The organism is Sulfurospirillum sp. 1612, assembly GCF_036556685.1.
Taxonomy (GTDB): domain Bacteria; phylum Campylobacterota; class Campylobacteria; order Campylobacterales; family Sulfurospirillaceae; genus JAADIZ01.
The window spans coordinates 558,324-580,636 of record NZ_CP140614.1 but is presented as its reverse complement, the minus strand read 5'-3'; the positions used below and the strand labels follow the sequence as shown (position 1 = coordinate 580,636).

At 36.6% G+C, this 22,313-nt stretch carries 26 protein-coding genes; 6 read left to right on the top strand and 20 right to left on the bottom strand.

The genetic code is table 11. The annotated features are described in order from the left end of the window. Nucleotides 1-138: 138 nt before the first annotated feature. The 11 genes from SFB89_RS02940 to SFB89_RS02890 all read right to left on the bottom strand — a co-directional run bounded on the left by SFB89_RS02940 (nt 139) and on the right by SFB89_RS02890 (nt 7,599). The gene (locus SFB89_RS02940) at nt 139-1,050 is read right to left on the bottom strand and encodes an ankyrin repeat domain-containing protein (protein ID WP_331775453.1); all 912 of its coding nucleotides are present in this window, start codon (nt 1,048-1,050) and stop codon (nt 139-141) included. Between the two features lie 78 nt (nt 1,051-1,128). Continuing rightward, nucleotides 1,129-2,034 (bottom strand): hypothetical protein, encoded by a 906-nt coding sequence (locus tag SFB89_RS02935; RefSeq protein WP_331775452.1) that lies wholly within the window; start codon nt 2,032-2,034, stop codon nt 1,129-1,131. Continuing rightward, the gene (locus SFB89_RS02930) at nt 2,031-2,723 is read right to left on the bottom strand and encodes a hypothetical protein (protein WP_331775451.1); all 693 of its coding nucleotides are present in this window, start codon (nt 2,721-2,723) and stop codon (nt 2,031-2,033) included. The genes SFB89_RS02935 and SFB89_RS02930 overlap by 4 nt, the downstream gene beginning before the upstream one ends. 326 nt (nt 2,724-3,049) lie before the next feature. Further along, complete coding sequence (locus SFB89_RS02925) at nt 3,050-3,508, bottom strand: RDD family protein (protein WP_331775450.1); 459 nt, start codon at nt 3,506-3,508, stop codon at nt 3,050-3,052. A gap of 109 nt (nt 3,509-3,617) precedes the next feature. Further along, complete coding sequence (locus SFB89_RS02920) at nt 3,618-3,851, bottom strand: hypothetical protein (protein WP_331775449.1); 234 nt, start codon at nt 3,849-3,851, stop codon at nt 3,618-3,620. Nucleotides 3,852-3,901: 50 nt separating this feature from the next. Beyond that, a complete protein-coding gene (locus SFB89_RS02915; RefSeq protein WP_331775448.1) occupies nt 3,902-4,312 on the bottom strand; it encodes a hypothetical protein in 411 nt (136 codons plus the stop codon). Nucleotides 4,313-4,883: 571 nt separating this feature from the next. Beyond that, on the bottom strand, nt 4,884-5,150 hold the full coding sequence (locus SFB89_RS02910; RefSeq protein ID WP_331775447.1) for a Txe/YoeB family addiction module toxin: 267 nt from the start codon (nt 5,148-5,150) through the stop codon (nt 4,884-4,886). Beyond that, entirely contained in the window at nt 5,117-5,389 is a 273-nt protein-coding gene (locus SFB89_RS02905; protein ID WP_331775446.1) for a type II toxin-antitoxin system Phd/YefM family antitoxin, read from the bottom strand. Before SFB89_RS02905 ends, SFB89_RS02910 begins: the two co-directional genes overlap by 34 nt. 203 nt (nt 5,390-5,592) lie before the next feature. Then, nucleotides 5,593-6,222 carry an NAD(P)H-dependent oxidoreductase gene (locus SFB89_RS02900; RefSeq protein ID WP_331775445.1) on the bottom strand — a complete coding sequence of 210 codons (630 nt, stop codon included), beginning with the start codon at nt 6,220-6,222 and terminating at the stop codon, nt 5,593-5,595. A gap of 107 nt (nt 6,223-6,329) precedes the next feature. After that, nucleotides 6,330-7,358 (bottom strand): alanine racemase, encoded by a 1,029-nt coding sequence (locus tag SFB89_RS02895; protein WP_331775444.1) that lies wholly within the window; start codon nt 7,356-7,358, stop codon nt 6,330-6,332. Nucleotides 7,359-7,362: 4 nt separating this feature from the next. Continuing rightward, the gene (locus tag SFB89_RS02890) at nt 7,363-7,599 is read right to left on the bottom strand and encodes a hypothetical protein (RefSeq protein ID WP_331775443.1); all 237 of its coding nucleotides are present in this window, start codon (nt 7,597-7,599) and stop codon (nt 7,363-7,365) included. 162 nt (nt 7,600-7,761) lie between these two features. Between SFB89_RS02890 and SFB89_RS02885 the strand changes: the two genes are divergently transcribed. Genes SFB89_RS02885 through nuoF form a run of 5 tightly spaced genes read left to right on the top strand, consistent with a single transcriptional unit; the run spans nt 7,762 to nt 12,031 of the window. Further along, nucleotides 7,762-8,124 (top strand): NADH-quinone oxidoreductase subunit A, encoded by a 363-nt coding sequence (locus SFB89_RS02885; protein WP_331775442.1) that lies wholly within the window; start codon nt 7,762-7,764, stop codon nt 8,122-8,124. Then, complete coding sequence (locus SFB89_RS02880) at nt 8,115-8,648, top strand: NADH-quinone oxidoreductase subunit B (protein ID WP_331775441.1); 534 nt, start codon at nt 8,115-8,117, stop codon at nt 8,646-8,648. Before SFB89_RS02885 ends, SFB89_RS02880 begins: the two co-directional genes overlap by 10 nt. Then, complete coding sequence (locus SFB89_RS02875; RefSeq protein WP_331775440.1) at nt 8,641-10,302, top strand: NADH-quinone oxidoreductase subunit D; 1,662 nt, start codon at nt 8,641-8,643, stop codon at nt 10,300-10,302. Before SFB89_RS02880 ends, SFB89_RS02875 begins: the two co-directional genes overlap by 8 nt. Next, a complete protein-coding gene (gene nuoE / locus SFB89_RS02870; RefSeq protein WP_331775439.1) occupies nt 10,299-10,790 on the top strand; it encodes an NADH-quinone oxidoreductase subunit NuoE in 492 nt (163 codons plus the stop codon). The genes SFB89_RS02875 and nuoE overlap by 4 nt, the downstream gene beginning before the upstream one ends. Beyond that, the gene (gene nuoF, locus SFB89_RS02865; protein WP_331775438.1) at nt 10,787-12,031 is read left to right on the top strand and encodes an NADH-quinone oxidoreductase subunit NuoF; all 1,245 of its coding nucleotides are present in this window, start codon (nt 10,787-10,789) and stop codon (nt 12,029-12,031) included. Before nuoE ends, nuoF begins: the two co-directional genes overlap by 4 nt. Here nuoF and SFB89_RS02860 read toward each other — a convergent pair whose 3' ends face one another. The 8 genes from SFB89_RS02860 to SFB89_RS02825 are packed head-to-tail and all read right to left on the bottom strand — an operon-like array spanning nt 12,032 to nt 21,019. Continuing rightward, nucleotides 12,032-13,531: an NADH-quinone oxidoreductase subunit N gene (locus tag SFB89_RS02860; RefSeq protein ID WP_331775437.1), complete on the bottom strand. Its 1,500-nt coding sequence runs from the start codon at nt 13,529-13,531 to the stop codon at nt 12,032-12,034. Then, the gene (locus tag SFB89_RS02855) at nt 13,532-15,013 is read right to left on the bottom strand and encodes a complex I subunit 4 family protein (protein WP_331775436.1); all 1,482 of its coding nucleotides are present in this window, start codon (nt 15,011-15,013) and stop codon (nt 13,532-13,534) included. A 4-nt stretch (nt 15,014-15,017) separates the two neighbouring features. Beyond that, nucleotides 15,018-16,901, bottom strand: a complete 1,884-nt coding sequence (gene nuoL, locus SFB89_RS02850; RefSeq protein ID WP_331775435.1) for an NADH-quinone oxidoreductase subunit L — start codon at nt 16,899-16,901, stop codon at nt 15,018-15,020. Beyond that, nucleotides 16,898-17,218, bottom strand: coding sequence for an NADH-quinone oxidoreductase subunit NuoK (gene nuoK, locus SFB89_RS02845; protein WP_331775434.1), 321 nt, complete (start codon nt 17,216-17,218; stop codon nt 16,898-16,900). Before nuoK ends, nuoL begins: the two co-directional genes overlap by 4 nt. Next, nucleotides 17,215-17,721, bottom strand: a complete 507-nt coding sequence (locus tag SFB89_RS02840; protein ID WP_331775433.1) for an NADH-quinone oxidoreductase subunit J family protein — start codon at nt 17,719-17,721, stop codon at nt 17,215-17,217. Before SFB89_RS02840 ends, nuoK begins: the two co-directional genes overlap by 4 nt. Continuing rightward, nucleotides 17,714-18,220, bottom strand: a complete 507-nt coding sequence (locus SFB89_RS02835; protein WP_331775432.1) for a NuoI/complex I 23 kDa subunit family protein — start codon at nt 18,218-18,220, stop codon at nt 17,714-17,716. Before SFB89_RS02835 ends, SFB89_RS02840 begins: the two co-directional genes overlap by 8 nt. Nucleotide 18,221: 1 nt before the next feature. Beyond that, nucleotides 18,222-19,505: a complex I subunit 1/NuoH family protein gene (locus tag SFB89_RS02830; RefSeq protein WP_331775431.1), complete on the bottom strand. Its 1,284-nt coding sequence runs from the start codon at nt 19,503-19,505 to the stop codon at nt 18,222-18,224. Next, entirely contained in the window at nt 19,502-21,019 is a 1,518-nt protein-coding gene (locus SFB89_RS02825) for a 2Fe-2S iron-sulfur cluster-binding protein (protein ID WP_331775430.1), read from the bottom strand. Before SFB89_RS02825 ends, SFB89_RS02830 begins: the two co-directional genes overlap by 4 nt. 181 nt (nt 21,020-21,200) lie before the next feature. Between SFB89_RS02825 and SFB89_RS02820 the strand changes: the two genes are divergently transcribed. Next, entirely contained in the window at nt 21,201-21,677 is a 477-nt protein-coding gene (locus SFB89_RS02820; protein ID WP_331775429.1) for a hypothetical protein, read from the top strand. A 10-nt stretch (nt 21,678-21,687) separates the two neighbouring features. Here the strand turns inward: SFB89_RS02820 and SFB89_RS02815 are convergent, their stop codons facing one another. Beyond that, nucleotides 21,688-22,254 (bottom strand): YceI family protein, encoded by a 567-nt coding sequence (locus SFB89_RS02815; protein ID WP_331775428.1) that lies wholly within the window; start codon nt 22,252-22,254, stop codon nt 21,688-21,690. Nucleotides 22,255-22,313: the final 59 nt, after the last annotated feature.

Here is a 22,313-nt window from a genome sequence, read left to right as displayed (position 1 = left end):
AAACTCCTTTGTGTAATTATATTGTAATTACATTGGGATGTCAATTTGTATTTGATTAGATAACGTTTATCGTGAGCAATAATTTTCCCGCTAGGGTAAATTATTGGTCTCCTCGTTTTTGTTAGACATTTTATGTATTTATTGTTTTGCATTTTTTAAAACTTCAAGCATTGTATCGGTATTGTTTTCATTGGCAATCATTAATGGTGTTTTACCAGCATTATTTTTTAGTTTAGTATCGGCTCCGTTTTGTAACAGAAGTTTCGCTATTTTAGAATAATTTTTAAAATTAGTTTTTAGTCTTTTTACCTGTTCTTGAGCTTTTACATAAGTATCAGGGAATCGTTTAATATATTCTTTTTTCTCAATATATGTTTCGATACTTTGTAAATTTTTTTCTACGATCCCCATCGCCATGAGATGTAGTATAGTATTTCCGTCTTTATTTTGAAAGTTTACATCATATTTGTTATCAATTAAAAATTGTACAACTTTAATATTTAAATTTTTTATGGCAAGTTCTAATGATTGAAAACCTATATTTTTATCTATACTCGCACCATTATCTATGAGTTTCTGAGCAGAATGTATTTTTCTTTCTAATAATGCTTCTTGAATAGGTGTCTCTTTTCTATATAGTTTAGTTGGAAAATTAACATCAGCTCCACTATCTATTAAAAATTGGATCATTTTGACATCATCATTTTTGATCGCATAAAAGAGAGAAGGATTATATAAACAAGAAGGTTTTGTGATATTTTCAATATATGGTAAAAAAGATTTTACAATTTTGATATCACCTGTGATAATTGCATGATTAAAAGCAAAATCTACATTTGTATATGTTTCATATTTTTTCTCTCTTTTTAAACAAGGGCTTACTCCATTTTTTAAAAGATTATTAATTTTTTCATAATCTTTTGAATCGATTGCTTTAAAAATTTCAAGTTCATTGTTCGGTGAATTTGTATTGCTTTTTGCATATCCGTTAGAAAATATAAAAAATATGAAGAGAAATATTTTTATATATAAAGTAAATTTATTTTTCAATTTTAACCCTTTTGTGTGTTTAACGACTGAAGATAGCTAATAATTGCCGCTAGATAATTTATTAGCTACTATGTTTTGTTAAACTTCTTTAGTTATTGCTATAACCTCTTCAATTGAATTTTTAATTTTTAAAAGTTCAATATAATCAAAATAACTAGGTATTCTACCATTTGTATAATAATTTGCATCAAAACAAGTAAACTCTTTGTGTACAAATATATACATTTTATTTTTTCTCAGTGTAATTGACACATCTTGATTAAACAAGTTTAGTATTTGAACTATCTTGTTTTTGGACTCTTTGTTTAAGGTTTTTGATACAACTGTAAATTTATCATATAAAGAATTATCATTAGTCAAATCTTTTTTTAATATTTTTGAAACTTCTTTCATAGAATGTAATAATTTATTTTCAAAAATATAAATTTCTGAATTACAAAAGTCAATATTTTCAATAGTTATAAATAAACCTTTGTTTTTATCTGAAAAGGGTACTGCTGGATTATTGATGTCTGATAAATCAATATAAGTAGAAGAAATATGTATCTGCCTGTTATTCAAAGCAAATTGGATAGACCATTTACTTTGAATAGTTGCAGAAGCAATGAAATATTCATATATAGAAAAAATATCTGAATTTTTAGCATCTTCTTCTAAATGTGTATTAATAGTAAAACTTCCATCTTTGACTAAAATATTTAAAATTTTTGGGAAAATAGTTCTTTCTAAAATATCATGATATTCATAGTTAAATGTATAATTTCCTAGATAAGAAATCATTACTGAAATAAATAATGTCATAATAAAAAATATAATGTGTAAGTTAAAATGGTTAGTTAAAAAGAGTGCACCGAGAACTATGATAAATAGAATGGAATTAAGGGTAAACAGTTTGTTGTTTGTACTATTAATCATATTTTTTATATCATCAATATTTGGTTGAATAATATCTGTAAAGTTTTCTATAAGTTCATCTTCTTTCAAATATTTCTCTCCAATGATTTGTTATATGATGCAAAACTTAGAGTAAAGAAATACATATCAACCAATTTCATTATAGGGTATTTTATTCGAATTTTCTCCTCAATGTTTTCTTGAACTATTAAAAAGTCATTTTTATTTTCTTGATAAAATTTAACTACTTCTAAAAAACTTTTTTTTGATAATTTAGTATATGGTTGTATATTTTTTATTTTTAATCCATCTTTAAAAAATCTATCATATGCAGGAATACAACCAAGCGTTCCCAATAAAATTTTAGTTAATAAAGTGTCTGTCACATTAATAACTTTGTCAGGTTTCTCTGGAATATTTTTAATATTGGATGGATACCAATTTTCTATAAAATTTGATAACTCAAAAATATCTTTAAAATTTTTATCTTTTACATCAAAATTATCAAAATCAATATTTTGCAGATGTTTATACTTTAATATCTCTTCAACAACTTTATCATGAATCAGATAATCTTGCCATAGAAGAAAACTTGAACCTCTATACATACCCCAACTTGCAAGATAAAATGATAGATGTAAACAAGCTATTTCTTTGTCAATTTGATTAACATCTTGTGAAAAATACAAAAAACAATGTTCCCATGATTTGTATCTATGATTTTCATCACTAATTAACTGCTGAAAAAAATTCATTATATTATCTTCGATATTATGCATTTGTTCCCTTATTACCTAACGGGTGTCTTGAAAAATATGAAGCCGCACTTTGGCTTCATATTTCTTTCCTAGTTTTTGTTATACCAAATAGTGGTTTATCTGTTCAATTTGTATGAATTGGGTCATGGCGTGGGACAGAATGATCATAAAATTTAATTCCTTGGCTTGTTATCATATTTACTACCTTGTCATATGCATCTCCATATGCCCATGAATGACTGATAAACAATCTATATGTTTTTGACATTTTAAGTTTCCTTTTTCATTTAACGTTTATCTTGATAAATAAGTCGCCGTTAGGCTACTTATTTATCTCCTAGTAATTGTTATGTGAACTTGACATCTTCTGTTCGTTTTTTATTTCTCACAACGACAGTTCTAGCTAATTTATCATGCCAACCTTGTTTTTTCCTATCCCAAGCCACCCAAAATATCCCAAGCATAAAAATTAGCATAGCAGGTATATATGCAAAGTATCTTCCAATACTTTGTCCTATTGTTAATTTATGTCCTGTTTCTTCATCAAGAACTTTTAAGTGTAAAACCATTTTGCCTGGAGTAGCTGATTTATACATCCAAAAAATTATTGTTGCAAAAAATGGCAAAGAATAATTTATTAAAAAGTCCGCTGGACCTAAAATCATATCTTCGCTATTCCATACTGTATCGCTTCCATATATCATTAATGTTAACGGTAATGTAATCATTAATAATAAAGCAACATCTATCAATGTTGCTCCAACTCTAACCCAAAAACCTGCATACTCATAATCTATTTTTTCCAAAATTCCCTCCATATATAATAGTTTTCTTGTTCACATAACGGTTACCTTGAGAAATAAGTCACCACTAGGCTACTTGTTTCTCTCCTAGTACTTGTATGAATTTTAATCACTACCACGATGTACTTACAATAACATTTCCTGAACTATCTTTTTGTTCTACACTTTGAGTTCTACGAAAACCTTTTATTGCTGTGTGGTCTTTGTGTATTACTGAACCAACAACTTCTCCATCTTGATTAAGTATTTCATATGTCCATATATCGGTTTCCTGCATAGGACCTTTCATTTTATGTTCAGTCTGTTTAAGTGTATCACCAGCATTTAAATTTAATTTACTTTCCATAATTATCTCCTTGAATATTTATATTCATAACGGTTGTCTTGAGAAATAGTTTACCCGTTAAAGTAAACTATTTGTCTCCAGGTTTTGTTATATTTTGAAGAAGCTTCGATAACGGAAATAGTATCATCTATCGCCTCTTTTAGTAATGGTTTAATATCTGATGCTTCATCATGTGACCATTCTTTTCTTAATTGATTTAAAGTTTTCTTTGTCAAATCTTTATACTCAGGAAAATTTCGGAGTTCATAAATATATGCAACTTGACTTACTAATTTTAAAATACCATTTTCATCGCTACCTTTACTGATAGTCTTTAATAGCCTATGATATGTTTTAAATCTAAATACCTCTTCCTCTCTTGTTCTAATATCTAAATAACGTTTTGCTGAAAATGCTAGTGATATTAGTGTTACTAAAAATGCTCCTATGGTCGCGATTGAAGCATAGTCTGAAAGTGTCATCAATTTCCCTTTTTAATATAACGGTCGGGCTGAGCTTCACTAATGTATATTTCAGAAAATTCACTTGTGATTTTCTGAAGATACCTTGGTGTGAGACTCCTGCCAATTGTTGTGTGTAGCGAAGCGGAGCACGACAATTGGTTGGTGGCTCGTTTAGAGCTCAGTCCGACCGTTGTATGTTGAGGCAAAGCGGCAACATACAACTATTTATTAATACCAATATTATAGTAATGCTACACTTAATTTTGCTATAAATACAATGATATGCGATGTTTGCATTATATGAATTATGTTTAATATTCTATTAATAAATAAGCTATAATTTTGTGATAAAAAGACATTAAAACTAGGGAAAATATTTTGCAGAAAGACAAAAAGTTACTTGATATTTTACGAGATAAGATCAGAGTGAAGCGCTATAGTCTCAAAACAGAAAAAGCCTATACCTAATTGGGCAAAACAGTATATACTGTATCATGATAAAAAACATCCTGAGCAGATGGGAAAGTCAGAGGTAGAACAATATTCTCACATATATGGCATAAAGAGCTCAGATATTGGCAATAACCTATTATTCATAATGCGACCACATTCTAGAAATTCTTATTACTTTATTATCTTCTTTTACTTCATAAACCAGTCGATGCTGTATATTTATTCTTCTTGAATATGAACCTTGTAAATTTCCTACTAGTTTTTCATAAGGAGGTGGATTTTGAAACGGGTCTTTTTTGATGATCTCAATAAGCTCTTTTGCTTTTTTATCTAAAGATGCACTTGATAGTTTTTTGGCATCTTTTAATGCTAACGTACTATAAAGTACTTTGTACTCTGCCATTCAACAGTTTCACTAAACTCACTGTCATCTGCACTCATTGATTCTTGAATTGAAGATGCCATATTTGGTATAGAGTTTAAATATAGTGTTTCTTCTATTGCATTCCAGTCTTCTTGAGAAAGCATCACGACATTGTTTCTTTTTCCCGTAATAAGTACAGGTTCATGAGTTTGTGCCGTTTCATCCATAACATTGTAAATATCTGCTCTAACTTGACTTACCGACATAACTTTTGTCATAACTAACCCTTTACTATATTTTTTATATTGTACTGAATATCGTACGCTTTGTCAAGATATGCTATTTGTTCATTGGCTTATGCTCTGGAGAGAAACTTTTCGTGATGAATCAGTCTAGTTTTAAAGAGTGAAAAACGGTGGAGGAAACATTTGCCAAAGTGCAAATGTTTCACAAATGAAGAAATATAAAGTGACGCTTGAGTTTATTTGATAAATTCCACCACTTCATCAAACGGGAGGCGCAATTGTTCAGATTGCGGATTGATTCTATATCCAAAAGGCAATACCATTGCAAGTTGATATTTGGTTGTATCTAGACCCAAGATTTCTTCGACTTGTTTTTTGTCAAATCCCTCTATCGGACACGAATCGATACCGATAAAGGCTCCGGCTGTCATCATATTAGCCGCTGCGATGTAGGTTTGTCTTGCTGTCCATGCGTAGATATTTTCATCCGTATTCAACACATCTTTGAGATGTTCAGCATAAAGTCCAAGATAAAAATCAAGTTTATCTTGAGGCATGGCTCTTCTTTTAAATCGTTTGGCGACAACTCCTGATTCTACCTTGACACTATCAATACCTGCTAATACAAGTACGAGGTGTGAGCACGATGTGATTTGTACTTGATTCCAGCACGCGGGTTTTAGCTTCTCTTTTAATGCATCATTGGTAATTACCAAAAATTTCCATGCTTCCATTCCAAAAGAAGACGGCGATTTTCTACCCGCTTCTAGGATGTATCTCATATCTTCATCAGAGATTTTTTTCGTATCATCAAACACCTTGCATGCATGTCTAAAATCCATGGCTTTCATAAAATCATTTCTCATCTTATCACCTTTGTTTTGTTTTGAAGATTATATACATAATATACTTAACCCTCTCTTACGATACTTTAGGTAAGTAATGGATTCATAAACGATTTATCTGAGATGCGTTATATCACTTCTTTCTTGATCCATGGCATCAATTTGGTGATGACATCGTAGGTGATGGTGCTGAAATACTCTGCTAGCTCAGTAGCATCATCAAACAGACACACCTCATCGGCATCTCCTGCAATACACATACTATCCATAGAAACGCGTCCTAAAATTTTCTGCCCATTGGCGATTTTTAGATCTCCTCTGCCATCATACCGGAAAAATCCATCCCCATATCCGATATCATAAGTCGAAATCACCGTATCTTCTCTTGCTTCATAAACTCCACCATAACCAACTCTTTGCCCCTTTTGTAGCACTCGCGTGTTGAGTCTATTAGCAACCAATGACATCACAGGCTTGAGATCATACGTGCCAATGCGTTTATCGATATGCGTATATCCATACATCGCAATACCACATCTAGCAAAATCATCCTCAAGTGCACCCTCTTGGCGCAAAAGTGCTGCTGAATTACAGCAGTGAAAATTTGGCATTTGCATTTTGTGTTCATCTATCCATTGTTGCACTCTTGCTTTACTTGCTTTAAAATTTTCTTTTTGCCAAAACAGCTCACCATTCATCTCATCGGCACTTCTAAAATGTGTAAAGACACCTTTGAGATTGAGTTCGTTTGCTTTGATGTACGCCAGTGCCGCTTCGATTTCATCCATCTGCACCCCATTTCGGTGCATTCCTGTGTCGATTGCTAAGTGGATATTGGCATGTTTTGGAAACGTCTTGAGAAACTCAAATGAAAGCGCAGCAAACGAGATATTATCAGGATATAATCTGTGAGGAGGATGATCGGCCAATATCAAAATCTCATCAAAATACTCTTGTATCTGCAACGCTTCATCGAGATTCTTCACCGCTGCTTTTTTGATGCCAAACTCACGTGCAAGCCCTGCCATAATAAGCAGATCATGACCATAAGCATTGTCTTTTAACACCGCCATCAATTTTTCTTTGCCACCTGCTTTTTGTGTCAAATATTCCAAATTGTGAAAAAAATGTTGTTTGTTTATGCGTATCTTTGACATGATATCACTCTGCTTTTAAATCATAAGCTTGGACAAGGTACCCTCGCAATTTTCTAGCTTGATAATCAAGCTTGTGAAAATGTTCATAAACCCGTTGCGCATCTAGTGTCGGATTATTGGAAAAATCGTAGTTAATCTCACGCTTATCTTTAGGGATATTTGCATCGAGAAAATCATAAAAATCTGTTCTTATTTCAATCAAAGTATCCAACTCTTTTGCTATAGTCTCTTTATCTATCATGATGTACCTTTTTATATATTAATATTTTTAATGGAATTATACTATATTTTCACGATTCATAGACACCTTATTTATTAAATTGACTCTTTTTTTTTACTTTTGTTTTAAATTTCTTTTGTTATGATGTTCACTGTTTTTAATCTCATAAAAATAAGGCGCGACATGTCTTCACAATTATTCTTATCCTCTGTTATCGTGGCGGTTTTGGCCATCATGATTCCGATACTTTTTTTGACGACTAGTAAGCTAGGTCCAAGAAAAAAAATCTCTAAAAATAAAAACATTCCTTATGAAAGTGGTATCAGCAAAGCCATAGGTAAAAGTGATAAAGCCTTTAGTGTCAAATTTTATCTTGTGGCCCTTTTATTTGTGCTTTTTGATGTGGAGATTGTCTTCATGTTCCCTTGGGCTGTCAATCTTCGATCTTTAGGTGTTTTTGGCCTTGTAGAAATGTTCACTTTTATGGGACTATTAATTGCAGGACTTATTTATATTTATCAAGCAAAGGCTTTGAAATGGCAATAAATTCAACAAAACAAGAAGATGTGATCTTTGGCGATACCGTCATCACGACAAAACTAGATAGTGCAATCTCCTGGGCTAGAGAGTCTTCAATGTGGCCATATATCTTCGGTACTGCGTGCTGTGCAATTGAGTTCATGAGTGTAGCATCAAGCAAATTTGACATCTCACGATTTGGTGCTGAAGTCGTACGATTTTCACCCCGACAAGCAGACCTCATGATAATCGCAGGAACCGTGAGTTATAAACAAGCACCGATTTTGAAGCGAATCTACGATCAAATGACCGAACCCAAGTGGGTCATCAGCGCAGGCGCTTGTGCTTGTAGTGGTGGATTTTATGACAACTACACCACCCTTCAAGGCATCGATGAGATTATTCCTGTCGATGTTTATGTCTCTGGTTGTCCTCCGCGACCTGAAGCTTTTTTGGATGGATTGATGCGTATCCAAGAACTCCAAGCCAAACCGGCTAAATATCACCAAAATAGAGCGAAAAGAGAATTTAAAGGAAGGCTGGATGCTTAGTCAATTTGAAAAATTATTTGCTTTTAAACAAGAAGATGGCCACTATATCCTAGATATACAGCATATGAAAGAAGCGATAATTTACCTCAAAAACAATCTCAATTTTAATTATTTAGTTGATATCACCGCCGTAGATTATCTAAAATATCCCACAAAAAAAACGAAACGTTTTGCTATCATTTATCTTTTGAGGGATGAGAGTTTTGTCAATCTCGTTACTCTAAAAGCCTACATCAATGAAGATGAAATCATAGAATCAATTACCGATATTTTTAAAGCAGCCAATTGGGCTGAACGCGAAGTATGGGATCAATACGGATTAAAATTCAGAGGTCATCCCAACCTCAAAAGAATTCTCAACCATAAAGAGTTTATCGGATTTCCACTACGCAAAGATTATCCTATCACCAAAGGCCAACTCTGCACCCAAACCGATGATTTGATGGATGAGATGAATCCCAGACTCAAAGAAAAAGGTTATGACAGTGCCGAAGATTTGATGCTTTTAAATCTCGGTCCTGCGCATCCTGCAAGCCACGGTACGATTCGTACTTTTGTCGCATTAGAGGGTGAGAGTATCGTCACAGCCGTGAGCGAAATCGGTTATTTGCACCGTGGTTTTGAAAAATCTTGTGAAAATCACACGTACAATCAAATCATACCCTATACCGATCGGCTCAATTACTGCTCTGCCATTTTGAATAATATCGCTTTTGCTCACACAGTAGAGGGCATGCTCGATATTACATTACCCGATCGAGGTCAATTTATCCGAGTTATCATCGGTGAACTCTCCCGAATCATCGACCATTTGGTCTGTCTAGCAGCTATTTTAGTCGATATGGGCGCACTGACGAATTATTGGTATCTTTACAATCCAAGAGAGAGTGCGTATAAACTCCTCTCAAAACTCACAGGAGCGAGGCTGACTAATTCTTACATGAGAATCGGCGGGATGACTCATGATCTTTACTATAATTTTGAAGAAGATTTACGTATTTGCATCAAAGAAGTCGAAAAGGGAATTGCGGATTCACTGAAATTAATCGAACACAATAGAATCTTTCATGATCGCACCCAAAACGTCGGTGTCGTCACAAAAGAAGAAGCTATCAATCGGGGTTATAGCGGTCCAAACTTGAGAGCCAGCGGCGTTAATTATGATCTTCGAGTGGCCAAACCGTATTATTATTATGAAACCTTTGATTTTGATGTTGCCCTAGGCAGCACGGGTGATGTCTATGATCGCATCATGGTGCGATTTGAAGAGATCCGTCAAAGTATCAAAATTATCAATCAAGCGATGAGTGTTATACCCGGAGGTCGATATCAGGTCGATAATCATGCCATCTCATTGCCAGATAAAGACAATGTTTATAACAATATCGAAGGGTTAATGAATCAATTCAAACTCATCTACGAAGGAGTCAAAGTCCCCGCACAAGAGTATTATCGTGCGATTGAGGGCGGAAATGGCGAATTAGGCTTTTATATTATCAGTGATGGCACCGGTACGCCTTATAAAGTCAAAGTCAAGCCACCATGCTTTAACGCTATGGCATCATACCCCGACATCATAGAAGGTGCAATGCTAGCAGATGCTATCTTGACACTTGGAAGTCTCAATATAATCGCAGGAGAATTGGATCGATGAATTTTGAATTTAATGAAGAGAATGAAAAAAAATTTAACAACCTTCTAAAGCGCTACCCAAATAAAAATTCTCTCACCCTCCCCGCGCTTTGGATGATACAATATCAAGAGGGGTGGATTTCACAAGATGCCATGCAATATCTGGCCAAAAGATTGGAACTCTCACCAATGGATATCTATTCTATCGCATCCTTTTATACGATGTTTCATCTCGAGCCGGTAGGAAAATACAACATACAAATTTGTAAAACACTCTCTTGCATGTTAAGAGGGAGTGAAAATATCAAACACATCATCGAAAACAAACTCGGTATCAAGGCAGGAGAAACCACAAAAGATATGAAATTTACCATTACAGAAGTAGAGTGTTTGGGTTCTTGTGGAACGGCACCGTGCATCTGCATCAATGATGATTACGTCCAAAATCTGGACGAACAAAAAGTCCATGAGATTTTAGATAATTTAACCCATGAAGAGACACCAAAATGATACAAAAAATAGTCAGTAAAAATTTTGATATTGCAGATTCACACACACTCAAAGTAGCCCAAGCAAATGGAAGATATACCTCTTTAGATACGCTCTTTAGTATGAGTGCCAAAGAGGTCGTCAATGAAGTTGGCAAAAGTGGACTAAGAGGAAAAGGTGGCGGGGGAGCGAGTGCTGGCGATAAGTGGAATCTCATCCCCAATCCAAGTGACAAACCCACCTATCTCATCATCAATGCCGATGAGAGTGAACCGGGAACTTTTAAAGACAGGCAAATACTCGAATTCGATCCGCATCTTTTGATTGAGGGTATTATCTGCTCAAGCTATGCCATCAACGCGCATCATGCTTATATTTATATCCGTGGTGAGTATGTTTTCTGGGCAAAAAGGATGCAAGAGGCCATCGATGAGGCGTATGCAGCGGGGATTTTAGGAGCGAAGATTTTAGATCATGATTATGCACTTGATATCACCTTGCATCGTGGTGCGGGCGCTTATATCTGTGGTGAAAAAACCGCCTTGCTCGAATCACTCGAGGGCAAAAGAGGCCATCCAAGACTCAAACCAAAAGGCAAAGAACCCGAATGGTTTTATGGCTGTCCCGCTGTTGTGAATAATGTCGAGACAATTGCAAGCGTGCCATACATCATCAAAGAAGGATATGAGGCGTATCGTGCATTTGGAACCAAACAAAGTCCGGGTACCATGCTCTTTGGGATGAGTGGCCATGTGGAACATCCTGGTATTTATGAAATTCCTTTTGGCGTGGGAATGTTGGATTTTATCAATCAAGTAGGAAAAGGCGTGAAAGATGGTAGAAAACTCAAAGCCATTATTCCTGGTGGTTCTTCCTGTGCGGTTTTAAGAGGTGATGAAATCGAAGATATCACGCTCGATTATGAATCCCTCAAACAACATGGCTCAAGTCTGGGAACTGGTGGTATGATTTTGATGGATGATACGGTTTTTATGCCCAGTGTAGTCAAAAATCTCTTTGAATTTTATCATCATGAATCATGCGGACAATGCACCCCATGCCGTGAGGGTGTGGGCTGGAGTGACAAATTGATGGGCAAAATCTTAGATGGACATGGGACCAAAAAAGATTTGGATACGCTGATTTCTCTCAGTGATGTTTTAAATGGCAAAACCATCTGTGTCTTCGCCCCATCAGTTGCCTTTATCATCGATAGCTATATTAGCAAATTCAAAGATGAGTTTTATTCATTGGTTAAATAATCAGTGAATAAATAGCGATTCAAAAGCCAGTTTTGCCGTATCAATCAAGAAATCAACACCCGGAAAATAGGAAATAATACTATTACCAATACCGCCCCAAATAACAGCGATGGCCATCAATCCGATGATAAGTGGCGGTAATCCCTTGAGTGGTGGGACATTGGTCATCTCAGAACTTGGATAAAAATACATCAACGCAATCAGTTTAAAATAGTAATAAACCGATACAAACGTTGCGAGTATCCCTACCACAGCCAAGATGGTATTGCCTGTTTCGATTGCACCCACAAAGATATAAAACTTCCCGATAAATCCTATCGTGGAGGGAATACCTGCAAGCGAGAGCATAAAAATCCCCATCATCGCCGCCATATAAGGTCTAATGTGTGAAAATCCTCTAAAATCTTCATACGTCACCCGTACATGATCATCTGATGCGATATAAGAGAGCATCCCAAAAGCTCCCATGGAGGAGAGAAAATAAGCGATGAGATAAAAGATAATCGAAGTAGCAGATGCCTCTCCAATGCTACCAATGGAGACAAAAGCAATCAAGAGATATCCTGTGTGGACGATACTTGATGCAGCTAGCATTCTTTTGATACTGGTTTGAAAGATTGCCAAGAAACTACCATACAGTAGTGTCAGTATCGTGATGTAAATCAAAATATGATTCAATAATGGTTTAAACTGTTGAAAGTCCACCAGTATTATTCGCAACATAAAACCAAAAATGGCCACTTTAAAGGTTGAGGCCATAAACGCTGTCACCGGTAGGGGTGCGCCATCATAAACATCCATAGACCAATTTTGAAATGGAAAGGCTGATATTTTAAACAAAAATGTGATCATGATCAAAGTACCGCCGGTGATTACTAAGAGCATATTTTCATCAGGATGGGCATTGATATAGTGACCTATTGCTAGTAAATTGGTACTTCCCGTGCGAGCATAAATCAAAGTAATACCCAAGAGCATCACCACTCCCGCCAAAGAGCCTAATACTAAATAGCGGAAACTTCCTTCGACCCTTTTGAGATCGTTCTTTTGAAAGCCTATCATGACATACAAAGAAATTGATGCAATTTCTAAAGCGATGAAGGATGTAAATAATTCTGATGATTGTACCAATAAGAGCATCCCAAAAACAGAGAACAGAAGCAAAGAAAAGAGTTCTCCTCGCAACATTTTTGACTTTTCAAAATAGTGTGTTCCCACTAGCACTGTAATCACGCCACCGGCCAATATAATCGTAGTAAAGTAGCCAGAAAATGTATCTTCAATCAACATCGAAGATAGGAGATCTTTATAAGGATAAACCGAATACAAAACACCATAATTTAAAGCATTGAAAAAGAGTGCAAACCCCAAGAAAAATATCGTCACTACTGCCAATTTGCCAATACCAAATCTTTTAATAGGGCTGAGCAACATCAAGACAACAGCACCGACTCCTACGGATAAAAGCGGTAATAAATATATAATATCATCGTATTTCATCTAATGTAATCCTACTTTTAATATATCAACTAAATAGTGTTGTATCGTCGGCTCAATCTTATACAAAAACCAGTGAGGATAAATACCCATCGCGATGACAATGGCGGCCAAAGCAAAGATACCGATAATCTCTTTTTTATCTAAATCTTTCATACCGCTCACATCATTATCCGTTTTCACTAGTATCGCGCGTTGAAATAACCAAAACATAAAACTCGCGGCGACCAATACGGTAATCGCAGAGATAACACCAGCGAGATGGCTGTATTTAAATACTCCCATGATAATCAACAATTCTGATACAAAACCATTGGTGCCAGGAAGTCCGACGATGGAGAGGAGCATCAAAGCAAAAGCGACGGTAAAATAAGGTGCTTTTTTTGCGATACCACCAAGTCCTGAAATCGTGCGCGTTCCCAAATCATACTCCATGGTTCCCACCAGCAAAAACAGTCCGCCCGTAGCCATCGCATGCGCGACTATCAAAAATGCGGCTCCCATCATACCATAAGCATTGAGAGAGAAAATACCCGCCGTAATAAATCCCAAATGCGACGCCGAAGAGTAGGCAAACATCCGTTTGATATTTTGTTGCATCAAAGCAGCAATTCCAAAATAAATCAATCCAAAAATCCCAAGAGCCACAAAGTATGGCGCAAATTCAACGTATTGTTTCGGAAAGAGTGGCAATACAAAACGCACAATCCCATAAATCCCAAGTTTCGCCATAATAGCAGAGAGTAAAAACACCCCACCAGTGGGTGAATTGGAGTAGGTTTGAGGCAGCCAAGTATGAAAAGGAAAGAGCGGAATTTTAACAGCAAAGGCAATCATAAAACCAAAGAATAACAAAACTTGCTCTGTATTTGAGAGTGTGGTAATCTGTACCAAATCACTCAATTGAAAGCTCCAAATGCCAAACTCTTGATAAAATTTCACACCTAAATACAAGATAGAGACCAACATAAATAGCGATCCCATAATCGTATAGATAGTAATTTTGATGGTTGAAAATATTCTATTGCCGGTGCCATAAATCCCAATAATCATAAAGACCGGCAATAGCATCGCTTCCCAAAAAAAGTAAAAGAGCACCATATCCAGTGAGAGTAGCGTCCCTGTGACACCAGTTTGGATCATCAACATACTCGCCCAATATCCTTTGGCTTTCTTTGTTTTCCACAAGAAGAGATAGGCCAGCGGTATCAAAGTCGTAATCAACATCAATATCATGAGAGAAAAACCATCCACTCCAAGGCTATAATAGATACCATAGGTTTTAATCCAAGGATGAAACTCTCGAAACTGCATATAACCCTCAAGCTGAAATCTAAAAAAGATACTGAGTGACAAAAAGAAGATGACAATGGTGGTGGCAAATGCTATGTTTCGCGTCACTTTCATACTGATGGGAAGTATTAAAAGTATTACAGAGACCAATAATGGTAAAAATATTATAATCGATAAAAGCCCAATATCCATCAAACTATCCTAACACGTAAATTAAATATAAACTAAAAGAGCTCAAGCCCAACAACATAAAAAAGGCATACGCTCGTGTATTGGCACACTGCAACCTCCCAACTCTCCTACCTAGGTTAATAAATCCATGAGAGAGTCCCATGACAATGCCATCAATAATGCCATCATCAAAAGTAAAAGCAACAAAAGAGCTAAACTGTCGCAAACGTTTGACAATCAAAAAGTCAATGATTTCATCAATATAAAATTTATTATAGATGAGACCGGTATACTCCACACTTTGTGTGAAATCGTATCGATAGAATTTGATATATGCCACAAATATTCCCGCCAAACCCACGATAACACTAGAAGCCATCAAGATAAGCTCTTGTTGGTGCGACACACTCATAGCTGCGCCACTCCAGGCCTCTAACCATGCGTCTATCTGATTAGATCCACCAAATATCTCAGGCAAACCGGCAAACCCAGCAAAGGTCGCTCCCAGAGCTAAGACAATCAGCGGTGCTTTCATGCTCCAAGTTAGAGGATGCATATGTTGATGCGTATAATTTTTGCCCTCAAAGGTCACAAAAAAGAGCCGAAACATATAATAAGAGGTCAATCCCGCTGTAAACAATCCAATACCGTAAATCAAATATTGATGGTGTTCATATGCTTTGAGCAAAATCTCATCTTTGCTAAAAAACCCTGCAAATGGAGGGATACCGCTAATAGCAAGATTAGCAACCAGCATCACAATATAAATCAAAGGCAGTCGTTGTCGCAAGCCACCCATCTTGAAAATATTTTGCTCATGATGCAAGGCCACAATCACCGCACCTGCTCCCATAAAAAGAAGCGCTTTGAAAAAAGCATGCGTGAAGACATGAAAAAGTCCACTTGAATAAGCACCCAATCCCACAGCTATAAACATATAACCTAGTTGCGACATCGTTGAATAAGCCAATATCTTCTTAATATCGGTCTGTTTGGTGGCAATGACCGCTGCAAAAAGCGCCGTGGCCGCACCAATATAAGCAATAAACACACCCACATCAGGAATCAAATCATATAAAAAATGAAATCGTGCCACCATATAAACACCCGCGGTCACCATCGTTGCAGCATGAATCAAAGCTGAAACGGGTGTCGGGCCGGCCATCGCATCGGGCAACCAGACATACAGTGGAATCTGCGCTGATTTTCCCATCGCCCCGATAAATAACATCACGCCGATAAATGTCAAAACCGGTACCGGTACCAAAGGAATGTAATCTTCCAATGCAGCATAATTAAAACCCAATTGACCGGCATAAAAGAACAATACAATCAGACCAATAATAAATCCTAAATCCCCGACCCTATTGGCAATAAAAGCTTTATTTCCCGCAACCACATTAAGAGGCTCTGTAAAATAAAAACTAATCAGCAAATAAGAACACAATCCTACGCCTTCCCAGCCAATAAACATGATAATCGGACTATCCCCTAACACCAACAATAACATGGAGGCCATAAAGAGATTAAAATATGAGAAAAACTTGCCATAGCCCTCATCATCTTTCATGTAACCACTTGCATAGATGTGAATCATCAAACCGATAAATGTGATAAACATCACCATAAAAATAGAGAGTTTATCACCAAGAAATCCCATGCTAATACTATGTCCGTTGATATCAAGCCAGGTATAAGGCTCATAGATAAAGACATCACTGCCATGATATAATTGGATAAAATACAATAAACCAATCAAAAAACTTATCAGTGGTGCGCTAATCGCAAAAAGCGTAAATACTTTGTTGGGGAGCTTTTTAACGCTGATAGATAACAGATACAACACGCCAAGGAGCAAAGCACTTAAAAGAGGGATTAATATAATCCAAGCTAAGAAATGTGAACTCATAGCGTATCCTTTTGTTTCAAGGAGTTGTAATCATCGATATTAATCGAACGCTTAACCCTGAAAAGACTCACAATTAATGATAAAAATACCGTCGCTTCAGCCGCAGCGATTGCCATCACCATCATGGAGATGATTTGACCATCCATCGTCGCAAAATGACGGCTCAGTGTCACAAGAATCAAATTTATGGCATTGAGCATCAACTCAATGGACATATAAATAACAAAGATATTTTTCCGACTCACAACACCGATTAACCCGATACTAAAAAGCAATATTGCCAAAAGGATGTAAGACATAAAAGATACGACTATCATTCTCTCTCCTCTTTTCGTGCCAATACAATAGATCCCACCAATGCCACCAAAAGTAGCAAGGAAATCATTTCAAATGGCAACAGCCATCCGTTGAATAATTCATCACCCAAGCGCTTGATTGATCCAAAATTATCCGTTAATTTATCAAAATTACTCACATTTGATATCGTGGAAAACGCTTTAAATAATAAGACATCCATAGGAGCGAGCACCATGGCGGCTATCAGCATAAATATGAGTTTATTGGGCTCTTTGGGACGGTGTTCTTCTCGAATATTTAAAAACATGATAATAAAAAGTAACAATGCAATAATAGCCCCGGCATAAATGATGATTTGAACCATAAATAAAAATGGTGCACTAAGTAGCGCATACAACCCAGCTAGCGATAACACTGTCACGATAAAACTCAAAGCTGAGTGTACTGTATTAGCAAAATATATCATTCCAATGGCACCGATGAGTGCGAAAAGACCCAGTATTCCAAACATCACATCAGTCATTGCCATTTTCCTCAAAAGCATTATTATCCAAAAGTGCCTCTTTATCCAATACAAAATCCTCTCGTTTTTCTGCGATGAATGAGAAAATCCCCGTATCCATACGAATGGCATCACAAGGGCATGCTTCCACGCAACCGCCACAAAAAACACACTCTAATAAATCAATCGAAAATTTTTCTGGCATCTTTTCATCAACGCCATCATGACGCTCCGTCGCTTCGATAAAGATACAATCAGCAGGACAAGCGGTCGAACACATAAAACAAGCGACACATCGAACACTGCCATCTTTGCGTTTTGTTAATCTGTGAATTCCCCGATATCGATCGGTAATATCATCAGGCATCACTTCAGGATAGGCCATCGTTTTGATATTTGATGTATCTTTTAAATTGGTCACAAAATGCGATATCGTTGTTTTTAACCCACCATAAATGGCAGGCAAATATAACTTCTCTTTGAGGCTATTGCCATGTCGTGGTACTATTTTTACACCCATATCATACTCCAAATACGACGACAACCGTCGCGGTGATAAAAATATTGGCAAGCGATAATGGCAACAATACTTTCCATCCAAGATTTTGTAGTTGGTCATATCGAAATCTCGGTAGTGTCCAGCGCACCCAAACAAAGAAGAAGTTCACCAGCAAGAGCTTGATTGCAAATGTCGCAATCTGTATGATCATGACCGCAATACTCACCGCATTTGGGGAGAGACCCACTACTAAGAAATAGGCCAGAGGTACAATAATCACGATATTCAACCCTGCCAAAATCCGCACCAGCCAGATACTTTCTCGATTTCGACTATCTTCGACATCTGGCCAGGTATTATTTTTAAAAATCCAATTTTTAAACTTATAACTTAACAGTGGCAAGATGATAATAATCGCAACCATCACGATATCCATATTGCTTTTCAATAGCTCCGTTCCGACCCAAGGAAGATTATAACCTCCTAGAAATAGCGTCACCATAAAGGCACTCGAAGCACTCATCGCCACATATTCACCGACAAAAAATAGACCAAATTTCATCGCACTGTATTCGGTGTGAAATCCCCCAACAATCTCGCTCTCTCCTTCTGCGATATCAAAAGGCGTACGATTGGCTTCTGCAAATGCTGTGATGACAAAAATAAGTGCGGCTAAAGGTTGTATAAAAATACCCCAAGCAGGAATAACACCCCAAAAAGTACCCGATTGAAAATTCACAATCTCTACAAGATGAATCGAACCGTATGAGATGAGCAGCGATATCAATGCCAATGTCATGGATGCCTCATAACTAATCACTTGGGCTCCAGCACGAATGGCGCCTAAGAGGCTGTACTTGTTGTTACTTGACCAACCCCCTAGCATAATGCCATACACGCCCAAACCAGCAAAAGCCAAAAACCATAAGATTCCAAAATCAACCGGTAAGGCTTGCATGATATAACTGTGAGCGCCTATTGTGAGATTATCAGCAAATGGCATCACCATAAAGGATAAAAAAGCACAACTAAACACAATCGCAGGTGCAAATTTGAAAATAAAACGCTCTTTGATACTTTTTGAGCTAAAATCTTCTTTAAATACAAGCTTGAGCATATCAGCAAAAGACTGAATCAAACCACCCAAACGAAAACCGCCTATATTACAACGATTAGGGCCCAATCGGTCTTGAATAAATCCTGCCACACGACGCTCAATCCAGACCATAACAGGCACTAATCCTAACGAGAATATAATCGCTAAGAGAATATTTAGCGTTACAATAATTACCAAGACTGAACTCATAGCATCTCGATCTTTTGACTTTTTGTTTGCAATAAATCAAAATGAATGGATTTCAAAAAAGGCTCATCTCCCAAACCTTTTTCCCAGACATCCTCACATGTGACAATACCGTCATTGAGGATACTAGCAAGCAAATCTAATATTTTTGCGGATAATATATCTTTTTTAATTTCACATTGACTAAACTGTACAAAACCATCACAATTGATAAAAGAACCCGCCCTTCCGGTGTGGGAAACGATTGGAAAGACGATATCGAGTTTGTCTTTTTGTTGGAAATCGTGTGAGCACAGCACGCCGATGGAGCCTTTGTAATTAAGATTATTGATAATGTTGAAATCAGAACGCCCTACCAACATGACAAATTCCTTATCTTTAAGGCTCGCTTCTAATTCACTGAGCGTATGAGGAATTTCTAAAAGTTCAACGGCCTTTCTATTGGCTGTTTTATCGTTTTTCTTAAGAAAGTCATCTCCAAATTTTTCGTCAATATTATTATCGTATGCGTTGAGTTCTAAGTTCAGTTTTGTGGAGAGTTTTTTAAACCGGTAGTACTCTTCTAGACTCAGATTACTAGAGAGCACTATCAACGTCTTTGCGCCGTATCGTTTGATGATGCGCTCTAATTTTAATTTAGCATATTCAAATTCACTTTCCATTCCCCTAATGTAGGCATTTAGCAGTCTATTTTCATTCTCTTTTTTGTAATTCAATCTTCCATAATCACAGATAAAGTATCCATTGACATCATCATTAAACCGGGGTCTGTAACGATAGATAATATCATCTTTGTATTTATCACGATGATGATCTACATACAAAGAACAACCGCGAGCACAACCATCACATATTGCCTCAGCTGGTTCTAAAAACCAAACACGTTTGTGAAATCTGAAATCTTTACTTGTGAGTGCGCCCACCGGACAGAGGTCAATCACGTTCATCGCATAAGGGTTGCTGAGTTTTGTGCCAGGAAATGTTGAAATCACCGAATGGTCGTTTCTCTGCAGAACACCGAGTTCGTGTGTTTTGGTGATATTGGAAGTAAAGCGAACACAGCGTGTACACAAGACACAGCGTTCTTGGTCAAGCACGACATTGGCACCGAGATCTTCATGTTTTTTACCATGAACTTTGGGAGTATCAAGCCGACTGTCATACAAGCCGACATCCATATAGTAGTTTTGCAAGGAGCACTCTCCTGCTTGATCACAAATAGGACAGTCAATCGGATGATTGATGAGTTCTAACTCCAAGATTGAGCGCTTGACCCTCTCAATACTTTCGCCCTTTGTTCGTATGACCATGCCCTCTTTTGCTGGAGTATCGCATGCGATTTGGGGTCTTTTACTCCCCTCTATCTCCACCATGCACATCCTACAATTTCCATCTTTTCCAAGAGCGGGATGGTAGCAAAAATGAGGAATGTTGATGCCATTTGCTAGTAGCACCTCTATGAGCAATGCTCCATCCTCAGTTTCTATTGTTTTTCCGTCAACTGTAATCGTTACCATATGATTTTAAAACCTTGTTTAGCTTGGTATTGTATTTCAAATATTGTGTGTATTCTACAATGCACAAACTTTAAACTAGCTGTCAAATCTATGATAGAATTCATAATTAATCTAAGAATATTACAAAAATATCGCTTTTATTTTTAATACATATTTAACGATATAATGATAGACTTTTGCCATGAAAACAAAACGATTTTATACATTACTTTTATTGGAGATTGTTGCTCTAGGATTGATATCTGCGTACTTTTTGATAGATTCGAGCGATATTTATAGATGGTATGTCGGTAATACAAATTTTGTAAAACAAAGTAAAAACTGTGACCTACATGATGAAAAATGTCATGTCACCCTTCAAGATTCAAGCGAGATGACCCTCTCAATCACGCCACGTTCCATCCCTTTGATGAAACCCTTACAGTTTCAAGTGGTAACACAAGGCATCCATACGGACCAACTCGCACTCAAAGTTTATGCAACCAATATGAACATGGGCTTTCATGAATCGACACTGAAAAAAGTCAAAGAAAATCTTTATGAGGGAAATATCACCCTACCCTCTTGTATCGTGGGCAACATGATATGGAATGCAAATATCATCGCCAACAAAACAGACCGAAGTGTCGGCGCGATATTTGAATTTAAGACAAAATAACCACTGCGTCTTAGTTGGTTTTGATACCTTCTAATCCGATATTAATCTTAATATCATCTCCGACAAGGACGCCACCGGCCTCCATTGCTTTATTCCACATCAAGCCGTAATCTTTTCTATTCACTTCACCACTTAGTGTCAATCCCGTTCTGACATTGCCCCAAGGGTCGGTGATGGTTCCTGCAACATTGAGTTTAAAAGTCACTTCTTTGGTCACGCCGTGCATCGTCAACTTTCCGGAGACTTTATCCCCTTGAATCTTATCCGATACAAAACTCAACGTAGGATATTTGGTCGCATCAAAGAAATCGGCACTTCGTAAGTGATTGTCTCTTTTGAGAACTTTGGTATCGATTGAAGCGGTTTGGGCTGTTCCTTTTATAGAGATGAGTTTCTTGGTTTTTTCATCATAAACAAAACTCCCGTCAAATTTATTAAACTGACCTTCTACTGTAGATATCATCATGTGTTTGACTTTGAATGAGACGTGTGAATGGGTTTTGTCCAAATTATAATGACTCGCAAACAGCGTACTAGCCATCGCGATTATCATCAAAAATACTCTTATCTTCTTCATCTTTCTCCCCTTTTTCTAGCATGAGCTAATCTTGTTATTGACAATGAAAACACAAAGGC